This window comes from Vibrio rhizosphaerae, from assembly GCF_024347095.1.
Taxonomy (GTDB): domain Bacteria; phylum Pseudomonadota; class Gammaproteobacteria; order Enterobacterales; family Vibrionaceae; genus Vibrio; species Vibrio rhizosphaerae.
In genome coordinates, this window is sequence record NZ_AP024903.1 from 219,881 (window position 1) to 243,833 (window position 23,953).

Here is a 23,953-nt window from a genome sequence, read left to right on the forward strand (position 1 = left end):
CTATCAATTGTTTGGACATTGGATGAACTTGATGAGATATATTCTATTCAGATTAGTTATAGTTTTTTTTGTTTTCTTTAGTAGTTTTTCTTCTTGGTCTGCCAATTTCACCGCATCACAACTCGCCCAATTTAAGCAGTTATCACCAGCGCAACAGCAGGCATTAGCGCAGCAATATGGCGTTGATCTGTCAATTTTGGCGGGCTCGGGTAAGGCTGAAGACACCTCTAAGCCTGTCCAGACAATACAGCCGAGAGATGTTGATAAAAAACAAAAAACAGAGGATGACACTCAAACAGTTAACACAGAACAAGGCAATGAATCTGAACAATTAGTTGACTTTGGTTATGATTTATTCTCAGGCCAGCCTTCAAGTTATACGCCTGTTGATGACTTACCTGTTCCGAATAATTATCTGATTGCCGCCGGTGACGAAATTAATGTGCAACTGTTCGGCAGCCAGAATAATAGTTATAGCCTGAGTGTTTCACGGGATGGTTCTATTCAGTTTCCCGAATTAGGGCCGATTCATGTGGCTGGGCAAACTTTTAGTGAGCTAAAAGCGAATCTTACAGAACGCATTAATAAACAGATACTCGGTGCTGAAGTATCCATCTCTCTTGGTTCTTTGCGCATGATGCAAGTGTATGTTGCCGGCGATGTTTATCAGCCGGGGGCCTATAACATTCCGAGTTTGGCAACTGTGACTCAGGCACTGATTGCTGCTGGTGGATTTAGCAAAAGTGGTTCGTTGCGAAATATCACCGTTCGTCGAGAGAATAAAGTAATAGCCCGGTTGGACTTATATAATTTGCTTTTGAAAGGCAATAATCTGAATGATATTCGTCTACAGTCGGGTGATACTGTATTTGTTGCCGCCAAAGGGCCTTCCGTCAGTATTCAGGGAGAAATCCGTCGCCCTGCTGTTTATGAAATTAAATCGGGAACCACGATCGAGCAGCTTGTGAAGCTTGCCGGAGGGAGTAAGGCCAGCGCCTATTTACCCCAGCTTCAGGTTAAGCGCTACCAGAGTAATGGCATCCATATTCATACACTTGATCTAACCAAAGATAAGTCATTCACCCTACAAGATGGTGACGATATTACGGTTAATCCAGTCAGTGATGCATTAAAAAATGCAGTGATTGTCAGAGGTGCAGCGATTCGGCAGGGAGCGTATGCCTATTCTCAGGGAATGAAAGTGTCGGGTTTATTCTCCTCAGCGGATGATCTGGCACCGAATGCTGATCTGGATTATGCAATCATTGTGCGCGAAACCGGGCGTAAACATAACATCAAAGTTTTACAATTTAGTTTGAATAATGCCATCAATATTGCTAATTCAGCGGATGATCTTGTATTGCAGCCCAATGATCAATTATTTGTTTTTGCTACTGATATCTCCTTGAATCAATGGAAGACTGAATCAGTACAACAACCACCGGCAACATCCGAGGATTTATTTTCTCATGCTGAAAAACAGAAGACGCTGCAGCGTCCCAAAAAGCGGGATGCATTAACCGGAATTGAACTGGTTGATAGTGAAAAGCCGAAATTAGTCATACAGGATCGAGATAAAAGTCAGCAGGAAATGAAAAACAGTGATCCTGCATCTCGTTCGCGGTTATTAGATCCCCTAATTACCCGGTTACAACTACAAGCAGTCAATGGTCAAAGAGCGAAAATCTATGAGATCAGTGGTGCGGTTCGTTATCCGGGCGTATATCCGTTGGTTGAAGGCGGCAGCCTAAAAGATGCGATTGCTGCTGCGGGTGGGTTACTGGAGTCTGCGGCTAAAGATGAGGCGGAATTGTCCCGGGTTGTTCCTATGCCCGGCACGATTGCGATTCATCACCAGACATTTGATTTAATAAAAGCGTTGACCAATCCCAATGATAATTTTCTGCTCGAATCTAAAGATCGGATCGTTGTACAACGCAAAACAAACTGGAAGACGAACAATATTGTCGAGATTCAGGGAGAAGTAATGCATCCCGGAAGTTATACGATTAATCAAGGTGAAACAATCAGCGATTTAGTGCAACGTGCGGGAGGGCTTTCCCAGTTTGCCTATCCGCAGGGTGCTGTCTTTAGCCGCGAGGTTCTCCGTTTACAAGAAGAGCAGCGGATGAAAATGGTCACCAATAATCTCCGCCAAGAGATCGCTTCACTGACACTCCGACGTCAAAGTAGTGCTGCAACGTATACCTCATCTCCGACAGAAGCGATGAAAGTTGTCGATGATCTGTTAGATATTCCAGCTGTTGGCCGGTTAGTGATTGACTTGCCTAATATTCTTTTAGGCAACGCCCAAGATGATGTCATGCTTGAAGATGGCGACAAGCTGTATATTCCGCCACGAAGAAATACCATTTCTGTTCTTGGTCAGGTTCAAATCGCCAGTAATTTCACATTCAAACCCGGCATGTCCGTCGAGAAATACATTAACTTAGCAGGCGGGGAGAAAAAGCAGGCGGATACTGACCGTGTTTATGTGATTCGGGCCAATGGTGCAGTGATGCTACCCAATCAGTCTCACTGGTTTGTCCGCTCAGAGAAATCTTTAGAGCCCGGTGACACCATTGTTGTTCCGATTGATACAGATTACCTGGACGGTTTGAGTACGTTTAGCACTGCAACACAAATGATGTATCAGATAGGTGTTGCATGGAATGCAATTAAATAACAATTTCTCTAGCTCACAATAACTTAGGAATTAATTGATAATGAGTGAAATGGAAGATAAAGCATTCAATACGAATTCTGCCCCGTTCTACTATTCCGTCCCTCGGATTACTGATAATGAAATTGATTTACGGGCGATATTCTCTGCACTTTGGGCTGGTAAATGGTGGATAGTGCTGTTTATGCTCTTCTCTGCTCTTTTGGGAGGGAGCTATATTTTATTCTCACATAAGATATATGAATCTCAAGTGCTTGTTGCACCGATTCCTGATGAACAACAGATGGGAATGGCATCGGTATTAAATAGTCAATTTGGTGGATTGGCCTCATTAGCAGGAATAAATCTAGGGAAAGGGAATGCAGATAAGACTATTTTAGCCCTTCAGGTGCTGCAATCACGAAAGTTTATTGGTGGCTTTATTCAGCGTCATAATCTTATGGTACCCGTGATGGCAATCAACGGGTGGGATAAAGATTCCGGTGAGTTTTATTTTAAAACCAATATTTATGATCCTGAAAACAAACGATGGCTTATTGAGGATGGTGAATCTCTTGAGCCAACAATTTTAGAAGCGACACAGCACTTCTTAAAGAAAATCATGACTGTAGACCTGGACTCTAACACCGGCATGGTAACTGTGACGGTCCGTTTTTATTCTCCGCATATAGCCCAACGTTGGGCGACATGGTTAATTGCTGATTTAAATGATGAAATTCGCCAGCAAGATATGCTAGAGGCACAGAGTCGAATTGCGTATTTAAATAATCAGTTGAATCAGACCAGTCTTGCTGATAGCAGAAATATGCTTTATCAATTGATTGAACAACAAACCAAAACCTTAATGCTGACAAAGGTTAGTAAAGAATATGTATTTAAAACGGTTGACCCGGCAGTTGTAGACATTGACGAAATCAGGCCTAAAAAAATAATTGTGATAATTGCATCAGTAATATTGGGTCTTTTCTTAGGAATGTCATTTATATTTATAAGACATCAAACAAGAAAGTAACTTAAAAATTATACTATATTTATTATATGCAAAATTATATTTCTGCTGATAAATGCATCTATATATTTATAAGTGCATTTGTATCAACGTGAGATAAATAAATTATTTTATACAAATTACCTACTATTCATGGAATAGAAATTTATAAATTCGACTAATTGGAGTCAGTATGGTAGATGTTTTATTGATAAATCCCAGTTCATCAGCTCATGTATATCAGGATCTGGCAAAAACATATTCTGCGATTGAGCCACCGACATGGGCGCTTTTATTAGCGGAGTCATGTCGTGCCAAAGGCTTTGATGTCGGTATTCTTGACAGTGATGCAGAACGACTTGATATTCAGTCTTCGGTAAAACGAGTCACTGAGTCAGAAGCAAGATTGGTTGTCTTTGTTGTCTATGGCCAAAATCCTAATTCCGGAACAACCAATATGATTGGTGCTTTAGCTCTGGCTGAAGCCTTAAAAGAATCGGGACTGAAGGCAAAAATAGCCTTTGTCGGTTCCCATACCAGTGCGCTGCCTAAAGACGTCTTATCTTATGATTGTGTTGATATTGTTTTACTCAATGAAGGTGTATATGCCCTGCACAATTTGTTAGCCGGCAATCTGGATTCAGATCTAATCAATGTCCGGGGGATTGGATATAAACCAAATATTTCGGGCAAACCGGTATTGAATCCACCGGAAAAAGTGGTTCCTCAAGAGAGGATGGATCAAGATATGCCGGGGTATGCGTGGGACTTACTCCCCTATCGTGAATATCCGCTTGATCTGTATCGTGCTCATTTCTGGCATGCAGACTTCGATCATGAGAAAAGGACGCCTTTTGCTGCGATATATACAGCGCTTGGCTGCAATTTTGCGTGCAATTTTTGCATGATCAATATTGTGAATCGAATGGATAACGGGGATGAAGTGAGTGCTGCTGATTCACGGGGTATGCGTTTTTGGAGTACCGAATGGGTGATTCGGGAAATGAGAAAGCTGTCAGATATGGGAGTGAAAACACTGCGTATCAGTGATGAGATGTTTTTTCTCAACCGGAAACATTACCACCCGATTCTAGAACGCTGTATCGAAGAGAAGTTTGATTTTAACATGTGGGCATATGCGCGTGTTGATACGATTCGGGAAAGAGAACTCGAACTCTTTAAACAGGCTGGCGTCAATTGGCTGGCTCTTGGGGTTGAGTCTGGTAATCAGGTCGTTCGCCAACAAGTATCTAAAGGCACATTTCGGGATGTCAACATTCGTAAAATATGCCAAATGATCCAATCATATGACATTAAAATTATCAGTAATTTTATTTTCGGTTTCCCGGAAGATACGCTGGAAACTATGCAGGATACACTAGATTTAGCCATTGAATTGAATACTGAAATGGCCAATATGTATCCATGTCAGGCATTGCCGGGTAGCCCTATTTACTTTGAAGCAAAGCGAAATAATTGGAAATTGCCAGAGACCTATGATGGTTACGCTTTTCTTTCATATCATAGTACGCCATTACCTACCCGTCATGTAAGTGCAGCCGAAGTTCTTAAATTCAGAGATTATGCTTGGCAGACATATTTCTCCAATCCTGATTATTTAAATATGATCGAGAAAAAGCTGGGGATTAAAGAGCGTAATAATATTGAAAATATGGCGAAAATAAAGTTAAAACGCCGGATTTTGGGTGACTGATTGTTATTTTTGATAAGGGTTAATTTTTACAATTAATTCGTTTCATATATGGATAACAGGCTTCAATAGAGGGATTGAAATGATTATTACGAAAACGCCGTTCAGAATTTCTTTTTTTGGTGGGGGCACTGATTTCCCTGACTGGTACAGACAATATGGTGGTAATGTGCTCTCAACATCAATTGATAAATATTGCTATATAACTTGTCGTCATCTGCCCCCCTTCTTTGAGCATAAACACAGAATCGTTTATTCACTGATTGAAAATATAAAAGACGCATCAGAAATCAAACATCCAGCGGTGAAAGGGATCTTTGATTATTTAGATATTCAAGATGGTTTAGAGATCCATCATGATGGCGATTTACCAGCCCGTTCAGGGCTTGGTTCCAGTTCTTCCTTTACTGCTGGCTTATATCTCGCTGTCAAAAGCTTATCCGGTGAAATGATTGATAAGTACAATCTTTCTAAAGAAGTGATTCATATCGAACAAAATGTTATCCATGATGTGGTTGGTTCTCAGGATCAGATTGCTACCGTTTACGGTGGGTTGAATCGGATCGATTTTATGACTAATGATGATTTTTCTGTTTCTCCGGTGATTATCCCTGAAGAACGGAAGAGAGAACTCAATGACCATTTGATGTTGTTTTTTACTGGTGTAACTCGTTTCTCTTCTGATATCACTGGTAACCAGATTCAGAATATTAATAAGAGAGAACAAGAACTCAAAGCCATGCAGGATATGGTACCTGAAGCGATTAATATTCTTTCAAATTCTAATACTTCCATACTCGAATTTGGCAAACTATTACATGAAAGCTGGAGTTATAAAAAACAACTTTCTGAGAAAATATCAAATAGTACGATCGATGAAATATACCAAGCAGCAAGAGAGTTAGGTGCTGAAGGCGGTAAAGTTCTTGGTGCTGGTGGCGGGGGATTTGTTCTTATATTTGCTAAGCCAGAAATACAGCCAAAAATATTAGAAAGGTTGTCTCATCTTATTTGTGTACCATTTAAATTTGAAGATAGTGGTGCCAGTGTTGCTTATTATAAAAGTGAGTGAGCATGCATAAAAATACAAAAATATATATTGCCGGCCATCAAGGATTAATTGGGTCTGCTATCTATTCAGAGTGTTATTCTCGTGGCTATCGAAACCTTGTTATCAAAGAACACCGGGAACTAGATTTAAAAGATAATCATGCTGTAGAGGCGTTTTTCGAAAACAACAGACCGGATTATGTGTTTCTTGCCGCAGGCAAAGTCGGTGGCATTATTCAAAATCAGGAAACACCTGCCGATTTTTTAACTGAAAACTTAAAGATACAACTCAATGTGATTGAAAGTGCTCAAAAATTCTCAGTTAAGAAACTTATCTTATTTGGTTCCTCATGTATGTATCCGCGAGAATGTCTGCAGGCGATGTCTGAAGACATGATATTGACAGCAAAACCAGAGCCCACCAGTTTGCCTTATGCAATGGCAAAGTTAGCAGGCTTACAGTTATGTGATGCATTTAATCGCCAGTATGGCTCGCAGTTTATTTCGGTGATTCCAAATAGTGTTTTTGGGCCTTTTGATAACTTTGATCCGAAATCGGGTCATGTTCTGTCTGCTTTGATTCGCCGCTTTCATGAAGCAAAGAAGCAACAGTTACCTTATGTTGAGTTATGGGGAACTGGAGCGCCGCGCAGGGAGTTTGTATTTTCATCCGATGTAGCAAAAGCTGTTCTGACGATCATGGAATCGGATACCGAACAACTTCAATCACCCCTCAACATCAGCAGTGGTGATGAGTATTCAATCAAAGAGCTTGCTGAAATGATTCAGGTGATTGTTGGTTATGACGGTGAAATTCGATGGGATACATCAAAGCCTGACGGTGCACCGAGAAAATTACTCGACAGTACAAGATTACGAAGTCTCGGCTGGCAACCAGAGACCTCATTTCTCGATGGTCTGAAAGAAACATACCGTTGGTATAAGGAGAGTTATTCAGATGCCTCACATTAGTACCAATGTAGATTTAGAAGAGCAAGCGCGTTGGGTATGGCGAGAAACATTAGCCATTAATCGACGTGCACCTGAAACAAGAATTGCCTCTTCTCTGTCTCCCGTAGAAATCTTCGTTGCTTTGTATTACGGCAACGTTCTCAATTTTAATCCGGCCCAGCCCCTTGATGATGAGCGAGATCGCTGCATTATCAGTAAAGGGCATGGTTCTATCTGTATGTATCCGATACTGGCCGATCTTGGTTTTTTTGCTCGGGAAGAGCTGCAACGAGTCTGTTGTCAGGGGGGATTTCTTGGGGGAATTCCTGACCCGGTGATACCGGGATATGAAACAGTTAATGGCTCTCTTGGGCATGGTCTCGGTGTTGCTTCCGGTATGGCTGTTGGCCTCAAAACAAAACAAAAAACACAACAGGTGTTTGTGATTACCGGTGATGGCGAGCTACATGAAGGCGCATGTTGGGAAGCGATTATGTTTGCAGCACAACACCGTCTGGATAACCTGAATTTAATTGTCGATAACAATGCAATCAGTATGTTGGGTTATACCGATGATATTGTGTCTCACCGCAATCTTTGTGAAAAATTACAATCCTTTGGTTGGGATGCGCGAGTGGTGGATGGCCACGATGTCAATTTATTGAGAGAGCAACTGGCTGAGTTGAAAACGACACATCAGGAACGACCAAAAGCGCTGATATGTAACACGATTAAAGGAAGAGGTGTTCCTAATTTAGAGAATAAGGAGCTGTCTCATATTCTTGGTGTAAATCCAGACGTTATAGATAACTTGATAGAGTCATCATATGAATAATAAACCTATTGCAATGCGGGATGCATTGCTGGAAAAAATATGGCACTCAATGAAGGATGACCCTTCAATATTTTTCGTGACTGCCGATTTTGGTTCTCCGGTATTAGATAAAATCAGGGCTGACTTTCCTGAGCGGTTTAAAAATGTCGGTATTGCTGAACAGAATTTAGTTAATGTTGCATCCGGGCTTGCGTTGGAAGGATTTAAAGTTTTTGCCTATGCCATCGCACCATTTATTACGATGCGTTGTTATGAGCAATTGCGGGTGTGTCTGGCTCTATTATCCAAAGTTAGAAAAATTAATGTCAATCTCATCGGTGTTGGTGCCGGGTATAGCTACGTTGTCTCAGGACCAACTCATCAGTGCTATGAGGATTTGACCTTGGTTCGTTCTCTTGCCAACTTCCAGTTACTCTCTCCAAGTGATCACCTTCTATCTTCAGAAATATTTTCAAAATGTATCAATGTTGATAAACCTAAGTACATTCGTCTTGATGCTCAGGTGTTACCTCAAATCTATGAAAATCAATCTATTGACCTAGATAAAGGGTTTAATTGTTTGACATCTCAAGGCGATGTGACACTTGTTGCGACGGGGTATATGGTTCATACCGCTTTGACGGTTGCACAACGGTTTGAAGAAATCGGTGTTTCAGTCGCTGTTATTGATCTGTTTGATATTCAGGATTGTGATGAGTCTTCTCTGGTGCAACGCCTTCATCAGAGTAAGGTGGTTGTCTCGATGGAAGAGGGGTTCCGCGGTCGTGGGGGGATAGATGCCCGTCTCGGAGAATTGCTCCGAACGCACCGTATGAAGCAGCCTTTCCTCGGTATTGGTGTCGAACCGGATTATCGTTTTGAGTTGGGTAAACGTGACGAATTACATGAACAGGTTGGTATTGGGACGGAATCTGTTTTTTGTCAGATACAAAACTTTCTTAAAATAAATATGGAACCTAGAGATATCGCTCATGATTAAATTTCCTCTGATGAGAAATAATATTCTTCGAGAAGACTTAGAACCGGTGATTCAACTATTACAGGAAGATAATCCAATTTTAACTAATGGGCCTCGGTGTCGTGAATTTGAAGCCGCCTGGTCCGAATGGCTAGGTGTTAAATACTCGGTGTTTGTTAGTTCCGGTTCGTCAGCCAATTTGCTGTCTATGGCTGTTCTGAAAATTCGTTACCCTGAAGGTGGTGAAGTGATTGTGCCGCCTTTAACATGGATTTCTGACGTCGCGTCTGTGCTTCATTGTGGTTTTACCCCTGTCTTTGCAGATATTAACCCTCAAACGTTAGGGATGGATACCCATCAAATTATCGATAAGATTACCGATAAAACTAGAGCCGTATTTTTATCGCATATTCAGGGCTTCAATGGACTGACCGATGAGCTTTTACATGAGCTGAAGCGCCGTCATATCCCCTTGATTGAAGATGTTTGTGAATCTCACGGTGCAACCCATAACGGTCAGAGAGTTGGTAGTTTCGGTGATATGTCGAATTTCTCATTCTATTATGCCCATCACATGAGCACGATAGAAGGCGGTATGATCTGTACCAATGATTACGAAACTTACCAACAGTTACGGATGTTACGTGGCCATGGGATGGTCAGAGAGTCAACAGAGCAGAGCCTGAAGGATGAATTTATTCTTAATTATCCGGAACTGAATAAAGACTTCATCTTTGCATACCCAGCCTATAACGTAAGAAACAATGAGATTGGTGGGATTCTCGGACTGAGTCAGCTCAAGCGTTTAGATGACAATGTCAGGATTAGAACTGAGAATCAAACTCGTTTTTTTGAAAATTTAGATAGTTCTAAATACAGAAATGATTTCAATTTCGAAGGTTCAAGCAACTACGCTTTTAATGTGGTGTTGAAAGAGAAAGATGATGCCTTGGTCGCAAGAGTCGAAAAAAGATTGCAAGCCGAAGGTATTGAGTATCGGCGTGGGAGTGCCGGGGGCGGAAACCAACTTCGTCAGCCTTATTTAAGAGGTGTCGTTCCTGAGCATTTGTACGAACAATATCCGCAAACCGAACATATTCATTTTTATGGATTTTATATTGGTAATTTCCCGGATCTGCAAGAGGATGAAATCGACTATATATGTAAAGTGTTGAATGAAGCCTAGAGACACTTCATCCACATGTATGACAGGGAGTTCATCTGATGATAACGGCGATCATTTTGGCTGGCGGGCTCGGTACACGTCTTCGTGAAGTTGTGTCTGACCGCCCCAAGCCAATGGCGTTAATTTCTGGAAAACCATTTTTAGAATATTTATTAGATTATTGGATGAATCAAGGTGTGAGCCGATTCATTCTATCTGTCGGTTATAAATCTTCGATGATCCAAGAATATTTTGGTACCCGCTATCGAGGCAGTGAAATCTCATATGCTGTCGAGCCCTCTCCTCTGGGGACCGGTGGTGGGGTTCTGCTGGCGATTTCAAAATTACAAAATATGGATGAGCCATTTTTGTTACTCAATGGTGATACATTTTTTGCGATTGAGCTTGATAAACTCGTTCACTTCCATAAACAAATGCAATCTGACTGTTCCTTTTCGCTTTTCCGGGCCGATGAAGCACAACGGTATATGGGAATAGATATCAATCCATCCGGAAAAATAAAAGCATTGAATGCTGAGAAAGGGAAAGCCGGAGAGCTGGCGAATGGTGGTGTTTATTTAATCAACCCATCCATTATGCATCGATACTATTCAGATAGTTCCGGGCAAGTGTTATCGCTTGAATCTGATATTTTCTATCAGCTCCTGGCACATGGTGAGGATATCTATGGCCTTGAATTTGATTCTTGTTTCATTGATATCGGTTTGCCTTATGACTATGCCAGAGCACCAACAATTATCGGCTTAGAAAAGGTTTAGAGAATGCAAGTCACCAGTATATTAACTCGAAATTTAGAAAGATCGATCGCTGCAAAGCAGGAAATGCTCAAGGATCATGCTCAAAATGAGATTTTTTCAATCGCAGTCAATAAGGTGATCGAGTGCTATAAGCAAGGGGGGCGGTTGTACATTGCCGGAAATGGCGGCTCTGCTGCTGATGCACAACACTTGGCAGCAGAATTTGTGAGTAAACTCGCCTGTGATCGTGCTCCGCTTCCGGCTGAAGCTTTGACCGTTGATAGTTCAATCTTGACGGCTATCGGTAATGATTACGGCTATGAACACACATTTTCTCGCCAGTTGTTGGGTAAAGTGACGGAGAACGATATCTTTCTTGGTATTACAACGTCCGGTAACTCTGAAAATATCCTCAATGCGCTGAGCGCATGTCAATCACGCCATATTCCATCCCTCGTATTTACTGGCCATGATGGCGGAAAGGCTAAAGAGCTCGCTGACTATTGCATTATTGCGCCGGGCATTACGACCGCAGCGATTCAGGAGCTTCATATCGTTTTGGCTCACACTTTATGTGAGTGTGTAGAAATCGCACTCTTCAAAGAATAATCTTCAATAATTAGGAGTAATTCATGTCTTTTAATATTTTAGTGACCGGTGGTGCCGGATATCTTGGATCAACTCTGGTGCCTGACTTGCTGAACTTGGGGCATAAAGTCACCGTGGTTGATAACTTTATGTTTCATCAATCGAGCTTAAATCACGTTTGTTACCATGAAAATTTTGACATCGTACGGGGTGATGTGCGTGTAAAAGATACAATTGCACCATTAATACGTAAAGCGGATATCATTATCCCGCTTGCTGCATATGTTGGTGCACCTTTATGTGCCAGAGATCCGATTGGCGCAGAAACCACAAATCATGATGCGATTTCACTGATGTTGGATCTTGTTTCTAAAGATCAGCGTATTTTGATGCCGACGACCAATAGTGCGTATGGTTCAGGAGATAAGGACAACTATTGTACTGAGGAATCAGAACTTCGTCCGATTTCAAAATATGCGATTGACAAAGTCGCTGTTGAAAAGGAACTCATGGAACATGAGAACGCCATTAGCTTCCGTCTGGCGACTGTTTTTGGTATGTCGCCGAGAATGCGTATTGACTTACTGGTGAATGATTTCACTTATCGGGCGGTGAATGATAAAGCTGTTGTGCTGTTTGAGAGCCATTTCAAACGAAATTATATTCATGTTCGGGATATTTCACGTGTCTTCCAGCACGGTATCAATAACTTTGAAGAAATGCGTGGTGAGATCTTTAATGTCGGACTGAGTGAAGCCAATGTTTCCAAAAAAGAGTTGTGTCAGATTATCCAGCGACATGTCGATGGATTTAATTTTATTGAAGCTGAACTAGGTAAAGATCCGGATCAACGAAATTATATTGTATCGAATGAAAAAATTGAGGCCACAGGGTACAAACCTCAATTTTCTCTTGATTATGGAATTCAAGAGTTGATCAAAGGGTATACCATGCTTAAAAATAGTAAATACGGAAATATTTAATCATATAGTCGTAATTTTTAATTTCTATGAAAAGCATTAGCACATAAAGATACATGGCTAATGCTTTTTGTAACATGCTTGGTTTATCACAATTATGCCTATTTTATTATTATTTTAATTTGGTGATATATGAACGAAAATAAGACTTATAAAACATATGATGATTATTTAAATATGAACGGTATCAAAAAAGGCGGTCAGTATTTAAATGGTAAGCATAAAAATAAAGATATGCCATTAGTTTCAATTATCACAATTTGTCGAAATGCAAGTTTAACACTCGAGAAAACAATCGAGTCCGTCATCGAACAAACCTATCCGAATATCGAATATCTTATTATAGACGGAGACTCTACAGACGGAACTTTAGACATTATCAAACATCATGAAGATTGTATTGATTTGTGGATATCTGAACCTGATGATGGTGCGACTGATGCAATCAACAAAGGTTTTACAATTTGCAGCGGAGAATTCATATTCTTACTGAACGCAGATGACTATATTACATCTGACTTTATATCGAATGCTGTTGAAAGTTTCGATGAGGATTGTGACTTTGTTTTCGGTGACTGTCTGATTGGTAATTTTGGTGGTGATTATAGCAGGCGATTACAAGGTGATAAAAACTATATCAAAAAAATTGCGTATACTATGCCCAGAATAAACCAGCCGACAATTGTATTTAAGAAGCAGTGTTTAGATACCGTTGGCCTTTATGATACAGCTAAAAAAGTTGCACCAGATTATGATTGGCTTGTAAGAGGATATGTAAAAAATATTACCGGTAAGTATACAGATAAACTTGTGACTTACTTTGCCTTAGATGGTAATTCTGATAAGTATTACTACAAAGGTTTATCTGAAGTCAGGGAGTCTTCACTTCGATATGCTGGTTCAATATTTATGACTAATTTTTATTTTATAGTCCGGTCTATTAAAAGAATGATTAAGAGATATGTTCTCATATGAATTCAAAAGTAATATCAATGTCAGCAGTACAATTTTTTCTGATACTGCTTCCAATGTCAGTGAATGTATACTTGCTTAAAACGGTTTCTTTTGAATTATACGGTAAGTTTATATTCTTCCTTTCATTGTTTAATTTTCTCTCTATTCTCACCAACTCTGGGGTGGCGAATGATTCTCTTAGGGATTTATCCAGTGCATTTAATCGATATATAGATAAGTTTGAAAGTGAAGAATTCAATAAAAAAATGAGTGAATATATAGGCATTAAATTGTTCTACTTGACTCTCTCATTTTTACTATGTTTTCTTCTTTCTTTCTTTGATGTATTTCATGAGCCTTTATTCTATTGTTTATTCATTTATCTTGTTTATTTCTGCCTGGATTTTTTTATTTTTTACCAAATTATTAATAAGATGATTCATTATGTATTTGTTATGATATCTTCTTTCTCAATAAGTATCTTATCGTTATTTTATTTTATTCATGGTGACAAAGATATATACTATGTTTCTTTTGTTGTGACTCTGCCGTTTATCTGTTTGAACTTTATTCTTTTACTGTATAACCTCTATGTATTGAATTTTCGCATCAATATTAATATGGGATCTTTTGTTCAAAAAGTTAAAAATAATTACAGATTAATGTTTACTAATATAACCAGTGCTTTGGTAACAAAAGGTATTTACTTATTTATCGGGAGTGCGTTAGGTGTCAGAGAAGTTGCAATATACTCTGTATTAGATCAAATATGTAGAGCACCACTAATATTTATTAATCGACTAAGTACTCTCTACACGCCAAAAATTGTTCAGGTTATATCTCAAAATAATAAGTTCATGTTACAAGGTGTTTTTTCAAAAGTGTTTTTTAGAATATTAATATTGTCATTATCTGTCTGTGTGTTCTTAGCTGTTTCAAGTAAAATTATCTTACCATTCTTGATCGATGAACAATATCTGTCCTTTGAGGAAATAATACCATTATTTTTGTTAATGCTAATGATTATACCATCTATATCTTTGAGCTCTTTATGTGCAATGCAATATTATCTAAATATGAAGAATGACTTGATTATCTACAGATACTCTATTGCATTATTAATTTTAGGGCTTCCTTTTATTGTTATATGTGCTTCATTGTTTAATTTATCTGGTTTGATCTTATCTTATGTATTTGTTGAGCTATTAGCTTTGTTATATTTCTTATGGTATCTTGATTTTAATCCATTGCAGGTTTGCTATGTCAATTTCGCCAATAAAGGAAAGTAGTTTATTTGTCTCGTTACTTCTGTTTTCTATATTTTTTCAATTTAATTTCTATGAATTACCGAATGGTTCCACTGTAAAATTTTATCATATTCTTATTCCTATTATTTCCATATTGATTTTTATCAGGAGTCGTTTTTTTATACTAAGAAATGATGTTGCTCTTTTTATACTAGTGGCTGTTCTGGTTAATATATATAAAATTTATGTCTGGGGTGGTGGTTTTATAATATTCCAAGCATTATATTGCTTGCTCATTTATTATATAGCATCGGATGTCGGGATTAGAATTGATGCAAAAAAACTTTATGTATTGTTAAAGAGAATATTATTTATTTTTATATTAGCAATATTAATAAAAGATCTTATCTTTATTGATGAGCTTTCTCGGGTGTATGCGACGAATCAGCAATCACTGATTGATGTTTACTTTTTTATTGGTGGTGGACATAATATAGAAGTCACCTATTTATCATTGCTTACGATATTTTTCATTTATGAACGTAGAGTTTTTTATTTTTCTGTAGGGATTATATTTATTTTATCTCTGATCTATCTTTCTCGTATTGGGATTATTGAAGTCGCCTTTCTTATCTATACGAGAATTTCATTGTTCTTCAGTAGAAAGAAAAATATTCTAATATCATTTTTAATGATGTGCTTTGTGATTTTGATTATTTCAATTTTTAATAATGTTACTATTATTCATCGGATGTTACATGCATTTGATGAATTAGAAGTGACGACCAATGGCAGAGGTATGCTTTGGCTTGCTGCATTTGAACTATTAAAGACAAACTTGACTGGATATGGTATCGGTAATGCAGTTATTTTTGCAAGAGAATTAATTGGGATTAATTTTATTGAAAATAATTTTCATAATATATATTTACAATATTTTTTGGACATGGGGTTAGTTCCTTTACTTCTATATTTATATATTTTATTGAATAGATTTTTTAGAGACTATATTGTTGAGTTTAGAGGGTTTTTAATTATTTTCTTTATTGTTTCTTTATTTCAGTTTACAGGATATGACATTATATTTTGGTTTTTCTTGGGTATTGGTGACGGACTTTATTATCAAAAAAGATTTCAATATATTGAGACAGTTTTAGGAGAAGAAAAATATGGCTGTAATACCTGTTAGTGTATTAATGTCAACATATAAAGGGAACAAGGCTAAATATCTTGATGAGTCTTTAAAAAGCCTGGCTGAACAATCCTATATTGCAGATGAGATTATTCTTATTGTAGATGGTGAGATTGATGCGGAACAACAGTTGGTTATATCGAGATTTAATTATAAAGGTAACTTTAAAGTCTATTATTTAAAAGAAAATCACGGTTTGGCTTACTGTATGAATTTAGCAATCCAATATAGTTCTAATGATATACTGGCTAGAATGGATGCGGATGATTTATCCAATAGTGAGCGTCTTGAAAGTCAATATAAAAAAATAATTTCATTAGAAGATGAAAATTATGTTATTTGTTCTTGGGCATCAGATTTTTCGGATGAGTGTTCTGATTTAGGTAGCATTAAAAAAACTCCTGAAGGCCACAGTCAGATTAAAAAAGCTATACCTTATAGAAACGTTATAGTCCACCCTAGTATTATGTTTTATAAGAAGGTTGTTGATGTCCATGGTGGATATAACCAAGCTGTTGGACTGTTAGAGGATTATGAACTTCACTTAAGGTTAATTGCATCGGGAGTTAAATATTATGCTATACAAAAACCGCTTATTCAAGTTAGAACATCTCATGAGCAATACGATCGACGTGGTGGCTTAAAATATCTTATTAATGAGTATAAGTTTAGACTTTTTTGTTATAGAAAGAAATATATTAGTTTCTATCAACTCATGATGTCATGTTTTATATATTCCTTTCTGCGTTTGTCTCCTGTCGTATTAAGAAAATCTATGTACAAGTTAGTGAGAGAAAGTTAGTGACAATATTGTCTTTAAATAAGTTGTTTCAATATTTGAATTATTTGTCTTCAAAGTGAGAATGAAGATAAAAAAATCCAACATGATATTTGATCTTATTATGTTTTGTTTCTATATAAATTAATGTGAATCACATATAGTTAGGTGCAATCATGACCCAATTAACATACGGAAATAGTGATAGGGTAGATAGAGTAGTCCATTATTCACCGATGATAAATAAGATGGCTCTTGTTTTTTTTGATTGTCTGTCTTTTATGCTTTCTATTCTCATTTCATTGGTCTATGTAAAAGGATATGAGTCTTTTTCTTTACATGAGGATATAAAAGGCCAAATATTGACACTCATCGTTTCCGGGATCGCTTCTATCGTATGGTTATGGGGAAGTAAGCGTCATTATAGTTATCGCAAGCCTTTTTGGGATGAGTTGAGAGATATATTGTTCATCTTATTATTTATGGCACTAGTGTCGATTTCTGTTCATGCCGCATTTGAATATAATTATTCTACCGATATGTGGTGGTTAACATGGGCTGCTGTTATGGTCCTGCTTCCGTTACTCCGTAGCTTCGCAAAAGCGTTATTGAATAAATTAGACTTTTGGAAAGTTCCCTGTGTGATCATCGGTGAAGTTGAAGATGCAGAGAGTGTCTATTGTGCTCTCCAAAGTGAGCCTTCAACTGGTTTTGATGTGCTTGCGATTGTTGTCCCGACTGAAGGACATACAAGTTCTCGTTTTGGTATTCCTTGTCTCAGCCGCACAGAATTCTTTAACCGGGTTGATGAGTTTCACAAAGTGTTTATTGCTCTGCAGCGAGAAGAAGCTGAATTACGGGAGTTTTGGATCAGAGAGTCAATGAAAAGGCAACTTTTAGATATCTCGATTGTACCAGCCCTACGTGGTATTCCGCTTTATGGCACGGATATATCTCATTTTTTTAGTCATGAAGTGATGATGTTGCGATTGAAAAATAATCTGCCCCGTAAATCCTCACGCTTGATTAAACGCTTATTCGATATTGTTGGTTCTGCAACATTACTGGTATTACTTGCACCATTTTTCTTATTTATCGCTTGGCGAGTCTCGCGTGACGGTGGTTCCGCGACTTATGGACATGAACGTATCGGCCTCAACGGTAAAAAATTCAACTGCCTGAAGTTCCGCTCGATGGTGATGAATTCTCAAGAGTTGTTGGATGAGCTTCTGGCAACGGATCCGGAGGCTAAAGCTGAATGGGAGCAATGGTTTAAATTGAAAAACGATCCGCGGATTACTTCGATTGGCCGCTTCTTGCGTGAAACAAGTCTGGATGAATTACCACAGCTGTGGAATGTGCTGAAAGGTGAAATGAGTCTGGTCGGTCCAAGACCGATTGTCGACGAAGAATTGGAACGTTATGGGGATGATGTCGACTATTACCTGTGTGCGAAGCCCGGGATTTCAGGGCTTTGGCAAGTCAGCGGCCGTAGCGACATCGATTATAACACCCGTGTTTATCTGGATTCTTGGTATGTCAAAAACTGGTCACTTTGGAATGACATCGTGATTTTATTTAAGACCGTGAATGTTGTCGTTCGACGTACCGGGGCCTATTAACGACTTCAGGCCGCAAATCATTCTCTCCAGACTCAGAGGTTGGGATGAGGTGCTAAAGACTCACCCCAATGTTTGAGACCCGCTCTTCTCTCAGTTCATCTCTGAGGGATTTTATCAATTCAATATCCCGCTCTTCGGCTTCTTTCAATGCTCTGAAGATCGCCCATTGCACATCCCATTCCGCACAAACCGCTTCGTTTTGCTTTTGATTTTCGTTGGTGATTGATAAATCCGTTTGCGCTTCTTCCAGCTGGACGACCGTATTCACAGAAATGGTACTGACTTGCTGGAGTGCTTCAGCGAGTTGGTCTTTGTCTAACAGACTATGCAGGAGCGTTGCCAGTGCTTCGCAGGCATCAATTGCCGGATAAATCGCATAGATATCGAATGCATCCTGAGATGGTATCAATGCTTCCAGTTTTTCGAGTTGACGCTCGAAGTCTATCTTGGCGCTTTTGACGGTGAGAGACTCCCACACGGTATCCAAAATCTGCCGGTAAGTGGTATGAGGTGCAAATTCAGTATGCTTGCAGAACATCGCATAGTTAGGGTACATCCGTTCACACAGGCAAGCCGTAAACGTGATTTGTTGCCAAGGGTGAAGCTTCTGAAGACGTAACTGAACAGGGTTTTGTAGCATGTTGACGGGTGCTCCGAAATAAGACTCCGGCAGTGTACTTGATAATGCATGTGCAGGCTAGCCTGAGCCTGACATACTTTACAACTCTCCTTTCATGGACATACATGATATTTGGCTGTGGCGACTCGTTTGAGTCTGGTTTCCGGAATCAAGATTTTTGTGAGAGTCGGCTGGTTCGATCATGTATGATGAATCTCTCTGAAATCATCACCAGGCAGTGGAAGCGCACATGACACATCATCTTTATCTGCATACCGGACAGGATGAGACCTACCGAACTCTGATTGAAGAAAAACAGATACCTGAATTACGGTTCACGCAACACAAACAAGATGCAACCATTGTACTGGCCGCTCCGCCGCTGGTTGCCCCGGTAATCGATGATTTTCCCGCGCTGCGCTGGTTACAGTCGACATTTGCAGGGGTTGACTCGCTTGTTCAAGCTGGCAGACGACAGGATTACCTCCTGACGAATGTCAAAGGGATTTTTGGTCAGTCAATTACCGAGTATGTGCTCGGTTATATGATTGCACACTATCGACATTTTAACGGCTATCGGCAGCAGCAACAGCAGCAATCTTGGCAGCCACATCTGTATCAATCGTTGACCGGAAAGACGATGGTGATTCTCGGTACCGGTAATATTGCTTCCTTTCTTGCGCAGGCAGCCCGACATATGGGACTTATCGTTATTGGCGTCAACCGAACCGGCAAGTACCCGAAACAGCGTCTGTTTCATGATGTCTATGCAATTGATGATATCGAGAAAGCATTGGCGGTGGCCGATGTGGTCGTCAGTACTTTACCGAATACGCCGTCGACTGAATCTTTGCTCGACCTGAATATACTGAACAACTGTCATCAGGCATTATTATTCAATGTCGGGCGTGGCAATACGCTGAAAGAGGATGATTTGATTACCGCAATCGAGGCCGGAGCGATACAGCATGCGTTTCTGGATGTTTTTGTCACAGAGCCGCTGCCTTCGTCTCATCCGTTCTGGTCACATCCACAAATCACGTTAACCCCCCATATTGCAGCCATCAGTTTTCCTGAACAGATTGTCGATATTTTTATGGAAAACTTAGTGTTATGGCAGCAAGGAAAAACTTTAAAATATGTCATCGATTTTAATCAAGGTTACTGAAGAGAAGGTGACGGATGCTAGAGACCCTGTTACAGCAAATCAGTCAGTGCCGACTTTGTGAGCCTGAGTTACCATTGGGCGCGAATCCGGTCATTCGTGCCCATCGTGATGCCCGGATTCTTATTATCGGACAAGCCCCCGGTGTTCGGGTGCATCAGACATCTATTCCGTGGAATGATCCCAGCGGTGACCGGCTCAGAACTTGGCTGGACATTGATCGGGATACTTTTTACGATGCGCAGAAAATCGCTATTATGCCGATGGGACTGTGTTATCCGGGCAAGGGGCGTTCCGGTGATTTACCGCCACGAAAGGAATGTGCACCACAGTGGCATCAACATGTTTTGGATGAGTTACCCAATATCGCGCTGACGTTATTAATCGGTCAGTATGCCCAGAATTACTATCTATCGAATAAACCTAAAACATTGACTGAGACGGTACGAAACTGGTCTCACTGGCTTCCTGATATGGTCCCGTTACCCCATCCTTCGCCAAGAAATACCTTATGGTTAAAAAAGCATCCATGGTTTGAAAATGACGTCGTTCCTTTCATAAGAGAGCAAGTTCATACTTTGCTGAAAAAATGAACGTTATTTTCGGCTGATATAGCGGAACAAACACTTGTCAGACCTGATTTTTCGGGCTTGCAATACAGATTTCAGCAGTAAAATGTCATCACGAAACCATGAAAATTGTGAGTTGTTGCTCAGTTTGTAGTTAAATTTTCACCAAATAAGCAAAAGAACATCGACAAACCTTTGCCAGACGGGGGCTTTATGCTTTAGAGTTGATTAGGTTTGATAACATATTAGAAGGGAAACCGAATGAACAAGACCCAATTAATCGACTTTATTGCAGAAAAAGCAGATCTCTCGAAAGCGCAAGCAAAGTCTGCTCTAGAAGCGACTCTAGGTGCAGTTGAAGAGGCACTCAAATCAGGTGACCAAGTTCAACTAATTGGTTTTGGTACATTTAAAGTCAATCATCGTGCGGCACGTACTGGACGTAATCCAAAAACTGGTGCTGAAATCCAAATCGCTGCAGCAAACGTTCCTGCATTCGTTGCCGGAAAAGCACTGAAAGAATCAGTAAATTAATTTATACTCTACGCCAAGGCAGTTTTGTGTTCTTGGCGTAGTTTTTTTATGAAAAAGATTTTTATTTCCTGTCTCCTTTCCGGGCTCATGCTCGGCTGTTCCTCCTCTCAGCAATCGACATCTTTGCCATTAGAAAATTATTCCGGTGGTGAACGAATGGGCGATGCCACGAGTCTGTATTGGTATACCGAAGAATCTAATCACCCCTATGCTGCCGATGACTATATTCAATCCCGCCATGATGGTTGGTATCGAACCAGCTACCGTTGGGAGAATAGTGTGTTAAAAGAGCTTGTCCGTGAAGGTGAACAACTTTCCGGGTCGGCAGGGAAACAAATTATGGTCCCTTTTCAGGTACATGTCCGTTTTGATAAAAATGGTGATGCCGTTTATCAGCAGTACCGGGTCAATCATAAAGTCTTTCCGTTAACTTCAGAAACGCTGGAACATTATAAATCTCAGGCCGGAGCGATTGTTGATACGGTCAAAAAACAGGACAAACAAGATCAGCGGCTCATTCAGGGCGTTTGGGATGGCGAAACGTTTGAGACTTGTAGCGGGCAAGAATATGAGAAAGTGGAGTTTAATAAGACGCTGCCTAGCTTTGTGATTCAACGGCTGTCCAGTCTGGATAACTATATGGCATTTCTGGGGAATATCAGAAATGGCCGGGTCTATATTCAAGAGTTACTCGTGCTTGCTGATGATGGACATGAGTGTATTTCTCGCCCCAATCTGATTGAAAAAGACTAGTATTCCGGTTGATTAATTTGCGTGTGAGTTCTGTCTGCGTCGCTGATATTGAAAAACAGGCGGAGGATCCCGCCTGTTTTAGCTGAATGGAATGCCACATTCATTAATTGTTACCTAATTAATGTTACCTTGCGGGCCAAAGTTGAAACTACGTAGCGTTGCAGTGCTGACCGGTTGAGTTGCCCGAACACCCGCTCGCCAGCTGCTATTCGCGTTGACGGCATTCATGACATTTCCGCTGAGAGCAAAATTACGTTGTCCGTTCTCATCGTAGTTTTCTATGCAGGCTCGACCCAATACATTCAAACAACTTGAATTGGACTGTCCCAGAGTTGAACTGAGTGGTGCAAATAAAGTCCCGGATTTGACAGAACTAATGGGAGAGAAATTATTACCACGCGTATAATAGTTGCCTTCCATAATGATATAAGTCGCATCGCCTTGTAATCCGCCGCCATAGTTACCATCGAAGTAATTGTTCACCATATGCATCATTCCCCCGTCAACTTTAGGCGAGCGTCCTGAGGTATTCTTAATACGGTTGTTTGCCACGGTAATCGTCTGATTTTCGCCAAGGAACAGCATGGTCCAGTAATGTTTGGCATTACAGTAGTGCCCGTAATCAGTGGTCCCATCAAGATAATTATTTGAAATCGTCACTTGCTTGGCCGTTCCCCATCCGGTCACCAGCATCTGGCGTCCGATACGGGCAATATAGTTATGGTCGATCCAGATACGGCTGGCATTATCGATTGAGATAGCATCTCCGCCCCATACGATCCCGTCATTGATGTCGGTAATTGAGAGATTACGAATGATGATATTCGAAACCCCGTCTCGGATGTAAAAGCCTTTGCCCTTAATACCCGAACGAGCGCCAATTCCAATAATGGTTTTGTTCGAACCGACGCGCATAGGTTCAGTTCCGGCGGTGTCATAGGTAATGTTATAAGTACTGCGGCCATCACAGTAGCCCAAGCGATCAAGAATCTTTTCTTGTTTGCCATTATAGCGACAGTTGTTTTCAGAATAGGTACAGGCGGCTGTTGTTGTTCTGTTGCCGCGGAAATCGATGATGCCATTGACCCGGATAATTCTGGCTTGATTACCGCGAATCGCGTTTTCAAGCTGGCTGGGTGTTGAAACCGTCACAACCTGACCTCCCGCACCTCCGGTTGTGCCAGTCGCAAAACCAAATGGTGTGTTGGTGGTATTGGTTGAGCCGGAAGAGGATGAGGATGATGGGAATTTCCAGCGCTGATTATCGGCACCGGTCCAAGTGTACTGGACAACCGGTGAACCATTGGCTTTTCTGGCACCATACACATCAATGGCGAGACCGTTGTATTTAGAAATAATGGCATATTGACCATTGCCCTGATCACTGATATTCCAAGCTTGATTCTCGTCACCGTTACATTGCCATTGCTGTAAATTCGTGCTGGGTTCGGCAGACTTATTGGTGACATCAATACACTGACCGCTGCCTCTGTTCTTGATGGTGGCCCAGTTACCCGCGTCGAGACTGACTTGCCATTTTTGGTAGTCGGACCCGTTACAGTTCTGAATCTGCAATTGAGCTCCGGCGCTGTTCGAGAAACCACTCACTCCCAAACATAAACCGGAGTTGACATCCATGATCGGAGATATCGTGCCATTAGGAACCGTCGCCGCAGTTGCGGATAGAGGGAACCCGAGAGGCAGTAAGGTGACAAAAAGTAGTCCAGCAAGGGGAGAACTTAGAGTTTTAATCTGTTGCATCGTTCTGAAATCCTTCTCTGTTGATATCGATTGAACCATTCCATCAAACCACGAATTGAGATGAATACAGCTGGTTGAGAGCCCACAGGACG

The 23,953-nt window shown here is 40.3% G+C and carries 22 protein-coding genes; 20 read left to right on the top strand and 2 right to left on the bottom strand.

Annotated elements, in window-relative coordinates; translation table 11 throughout:
- Positions 1-31 precede the first annotated feature (31 nt).
- The 16 genes from OCV37_RS00940 (at position 32) to wbaP (ending at position 18,460) form a co-directional block, all read left to right on the top strand.
- A complete protein-coding gene (locus OCV37_RS00940) occupies positions 32-2,686 on the top strand; it encodes an SLBB domain-containing protein (RefSeq protein ID WP_051680355.1) in 2,655 nt (884 codons plus the stop codon).
- A 40-nt stretch (positions 2,687-2,726) separates the two neighbouring features.
- The gene (locus OCV37_RS00945) at positions 2,727-3,695 is read left to right on the top strand and encodes a Wzz/FepE/Etk N-terminal domain-containing protein (RefSeq protein WP_051680353.1); all 969 of its coding nucleotides are present in this window, start codon (positions 2,727-2,729) and stop codon (positions 3,693-3,695) included.
- 169 nt (positions 3,696-3,864) lie between these two features.
- Complete coding sequence (locus OCV37_RS00950) at positions 3,865-5,385, top strand: B12-binding domain-containing radical SAM protein (RefSeq protein ID WP_038178812.1); 1,521 nt, start codon at positions 3,865-3,867, stop codon at positions 5,383-5,385.
- A gap of 79 nt (positions 5,386-5,464) precedes the next feature.
- Complete coding sequence (locus OCV37_RS00955; protein WP_038178810.1) at positions 5,465-6,454, top strand: GHMP family kinase ATP-binding protein; 990 nt, start codon at positions 5,465-5,467, stop codon at positions 6,452-6,454.
- Positions 6,455-6,456: 2 nt separating this feature from the next.
- Complete coding sequence (locus OCV37_RS00960; RefSeq protein WP_038178808.1) at positions 6,457-7,404, top strand: GDP-L-fucose synthase family protein; 948 nt, start codon at positions 6,457-6,459, stop codon at positions 7,402-7,404.
- Positions 7,391-8,218 (top strand): transketolase, encoded by an 828-nt coding sequence (locus OCV37_RS00965; protein ID WP_038178805.1) that lies wholly within the window; start codon positions 7,391-7,393, stop codon positions 8,216-8,218. The genes OCV37_RS00960 and OCV37_RS00965 overlap by 14 nt, the downstream gene beginning before the upstream one ends.
- A complete protein-coding gene (locus OCV37_RS00970; protein WP_051680351.1) occupies positions 8,211-9,197 on the top strand; it encodes a transketolase family protein in 987 nt (328 codons plus the stop codon). The genes OCV37_RS00965 and OCV37_RS00970 overlap by 8 nt, the downstream gene beginning before the upstream one ends.
- A complete protein-coding gene (locus tag OCV37_RS00975) occupies positions 9,190-10,362 on the top strand; it encodes a DegT/DnrJ/EryC1/StrS family aminotransferase (RefSeq protein WP_038178803.1) in 1,173 nt (390 codons plus the stop codon). The genes OCV37_RS00970 and OCV37_RS00975 overlap by 8 nt, the downstream gene beginning before the upstream one ends.
- A 38-nt stretch (positions 10,363-10,400) precedes the next feature.
- Positions 10,401-11,120, top strand: a complete 720-nt coding sequence (locus OCV37_RS00980) for a nucleotidyltransferase family protein (RefSeq protein WP_038178801.1) — start codon at positions 10,401-10,403, stop codon at positions 11,118-11,120.
- A 3-nt stretch (positions 11,121-11,123) separates the two neighbouring features.
- Complete coding sequence (locus OCV37_RS00985) at positions 11,124-11,708, top strand: D-sedoheptulose-7-phosphate isomerase (RefSeq protein ID WP_038178799.1); 585 nt, start codon at positions 11,124-11,126, stop codon at positions 11,706-11,708.
- Positions 11,709-11,731: 23 nt separating this feature from the next.
- Entirely contained in the window at positions 11,732-12,670 is a 939-nt protein-coding gene (locus tag OCV37_RS00990) for an NAD-dependent epimerase/dehydratase family protein (protein WP_038178797.1), read from the top strand.
- Between the two features lie 129 nt (positions 12,671-12,799).
- Positions 12,800-13,642, top strand: a complete 843-nt coding sequence (locus OCV37_RS00995; RefSeq protein ID WP_084717421.1) for a glycosyltransferase family 2 protein — start codon at positions 12,800-12,802, stop codon at positions 13,640-13,642.
- A gap of 17 nt (positions 13,643-13,659) precedes the next feature.
- A complete protein-coding gene (locus tag OCV37_RS01000; protein WP_169739348.1) occupies positions 13,660-14,910 on the top strand; it encodes a lipopolysaccharide biosynthesis protein in 1,251 nt (416 codons plus the stop codon).
- Positions 14,882-16,057 (top strand): O-antigen ligase family protein, encoded by a 1,176-nt coding sequence (locus OCV37_RS01005; RefSeq protein ID WP_038178793.1) that lies wholly within the window; start codon positions 14,882-14,884, stop codon positions 16,055-16,057. Before OCV37_RS01000 ends, OCV37_RS01005 begins: the two co-directional genes overlap by 29 nt.
- Positions 16,038-16,862, top strand: a complete 825-nt coding sequence (locus tag OCV37_RS01010) for a glycosyltransferase (RefSeq protein ID WP_038178791.1) — start codon at positions 16,038-16,040, stop codon at positions 16,860-16,862. The genes OCV37_RS01005 and OCV37_RS01010 overlap by 20 nt, the downstream gene beginning before the upstream one ends.
- 224 nt (positions 16,863-17,086) lie before the next feature.
- The gene (wbaP, locus tag OCV37_RS01015; protein WP_245609103.1) at positions 17,087-18,460 is read left to right on the top strand and encodes an undecaprenyl-phosphate galactose phosphotransferase WbaP; all 1,374 of its coding nucleotides are present in this window, start codon (positions 17,087-17,089) and stop codon (positions 18,458-18,460) included.
- A gap of 52 nt (positions 18,461-18,512) precedes the next feature.
- Here wbaP and OCV37_RS01020 read toward each other — a convergent pair whose 3' ends face one another.
- Entirely contained in the window at positions 18,513-19,100 is a 588-nt protein-coding gene (locus OCV37_RS01020; protein WP_038178789.1) for a YjaG family protein, read from the bottom strand.
- Positions 19,101-19,329: 229 nt separating this feature from the next.
- Between OCV37_RS01020 and OCV37_RS01025 the strand changes: the two genes are divergently transcribed.
- From OCV37_RS01025 to OCV37_RS01040, 4 genes are all read left to right on the top strand, one after another.
- Positions 19,330-20,247, top strand: coding sequence for a D-2-hydroxyacid dehydrogenase (locus tag OCV37_RS01025; RefSeq protein ID WP_038178788.1), 918 nt, complete (start codon positions 19,330-19,332; stop codon positions 20,245-20,247).
- 14 nt (positions 20,248-20,261) lie between these two features.
- Positions 20,262-20,837 carry a uracil-DNA glycosylase family protein gene (locus tag OCV37_RS01030; RefSeq protein ID WP_038178787.1) on the top strand — a complete coding sequence of 192 codons (576 nt, stop codon included), beginning with the start codon at positions 20,262-20,264 and terminating at the stop codon, positions 20,835-20,837.
- Between the two features lie 237 nt (positions 20,838-21,074).
- Positions 21,075-21,347: a nucleoid-associated protein HU-alpha gene (gene hupA, locus OCV37_RS01035; RefSeq protein ID WP_038178786.1), complete on the top strand. Its 273-nt coding sequence runs from the start codon at positions 21,075-21,077 to the stop codon at positions 21,345-21,347.
- Positions 21,348-21,395: 48 nt separating this feature from the next.
- Positions 21,396-22,100, top strand: a complete 705-nt coding sequence (locus tag OCV37_RS01040) for a DUF1481 domain-containing protein (RefSeq protein WP_038178785.1) — start codon at positions 21,396-21,398, stop codon at positions 22,098-22,100.
- 114 nt (positions 22,101-22,214) lie between these two features.
- On the opposite strand, the gene OCV37_RS01045 is transcribed toward OCV37_RS01040, so the two are convergent.
- Complete coding sequence (locus OCV37_RS01045; protein WP_051680348.1) at positions 22,215-23,861, bottom strand: RICIN domain-containing protein; 1,647 nt, start codon at positions 23,859-23,861, stop codon at positions 22,215-22,217.
- Positions 23,862-23,953: the final 92 nt, after the last annotated feature.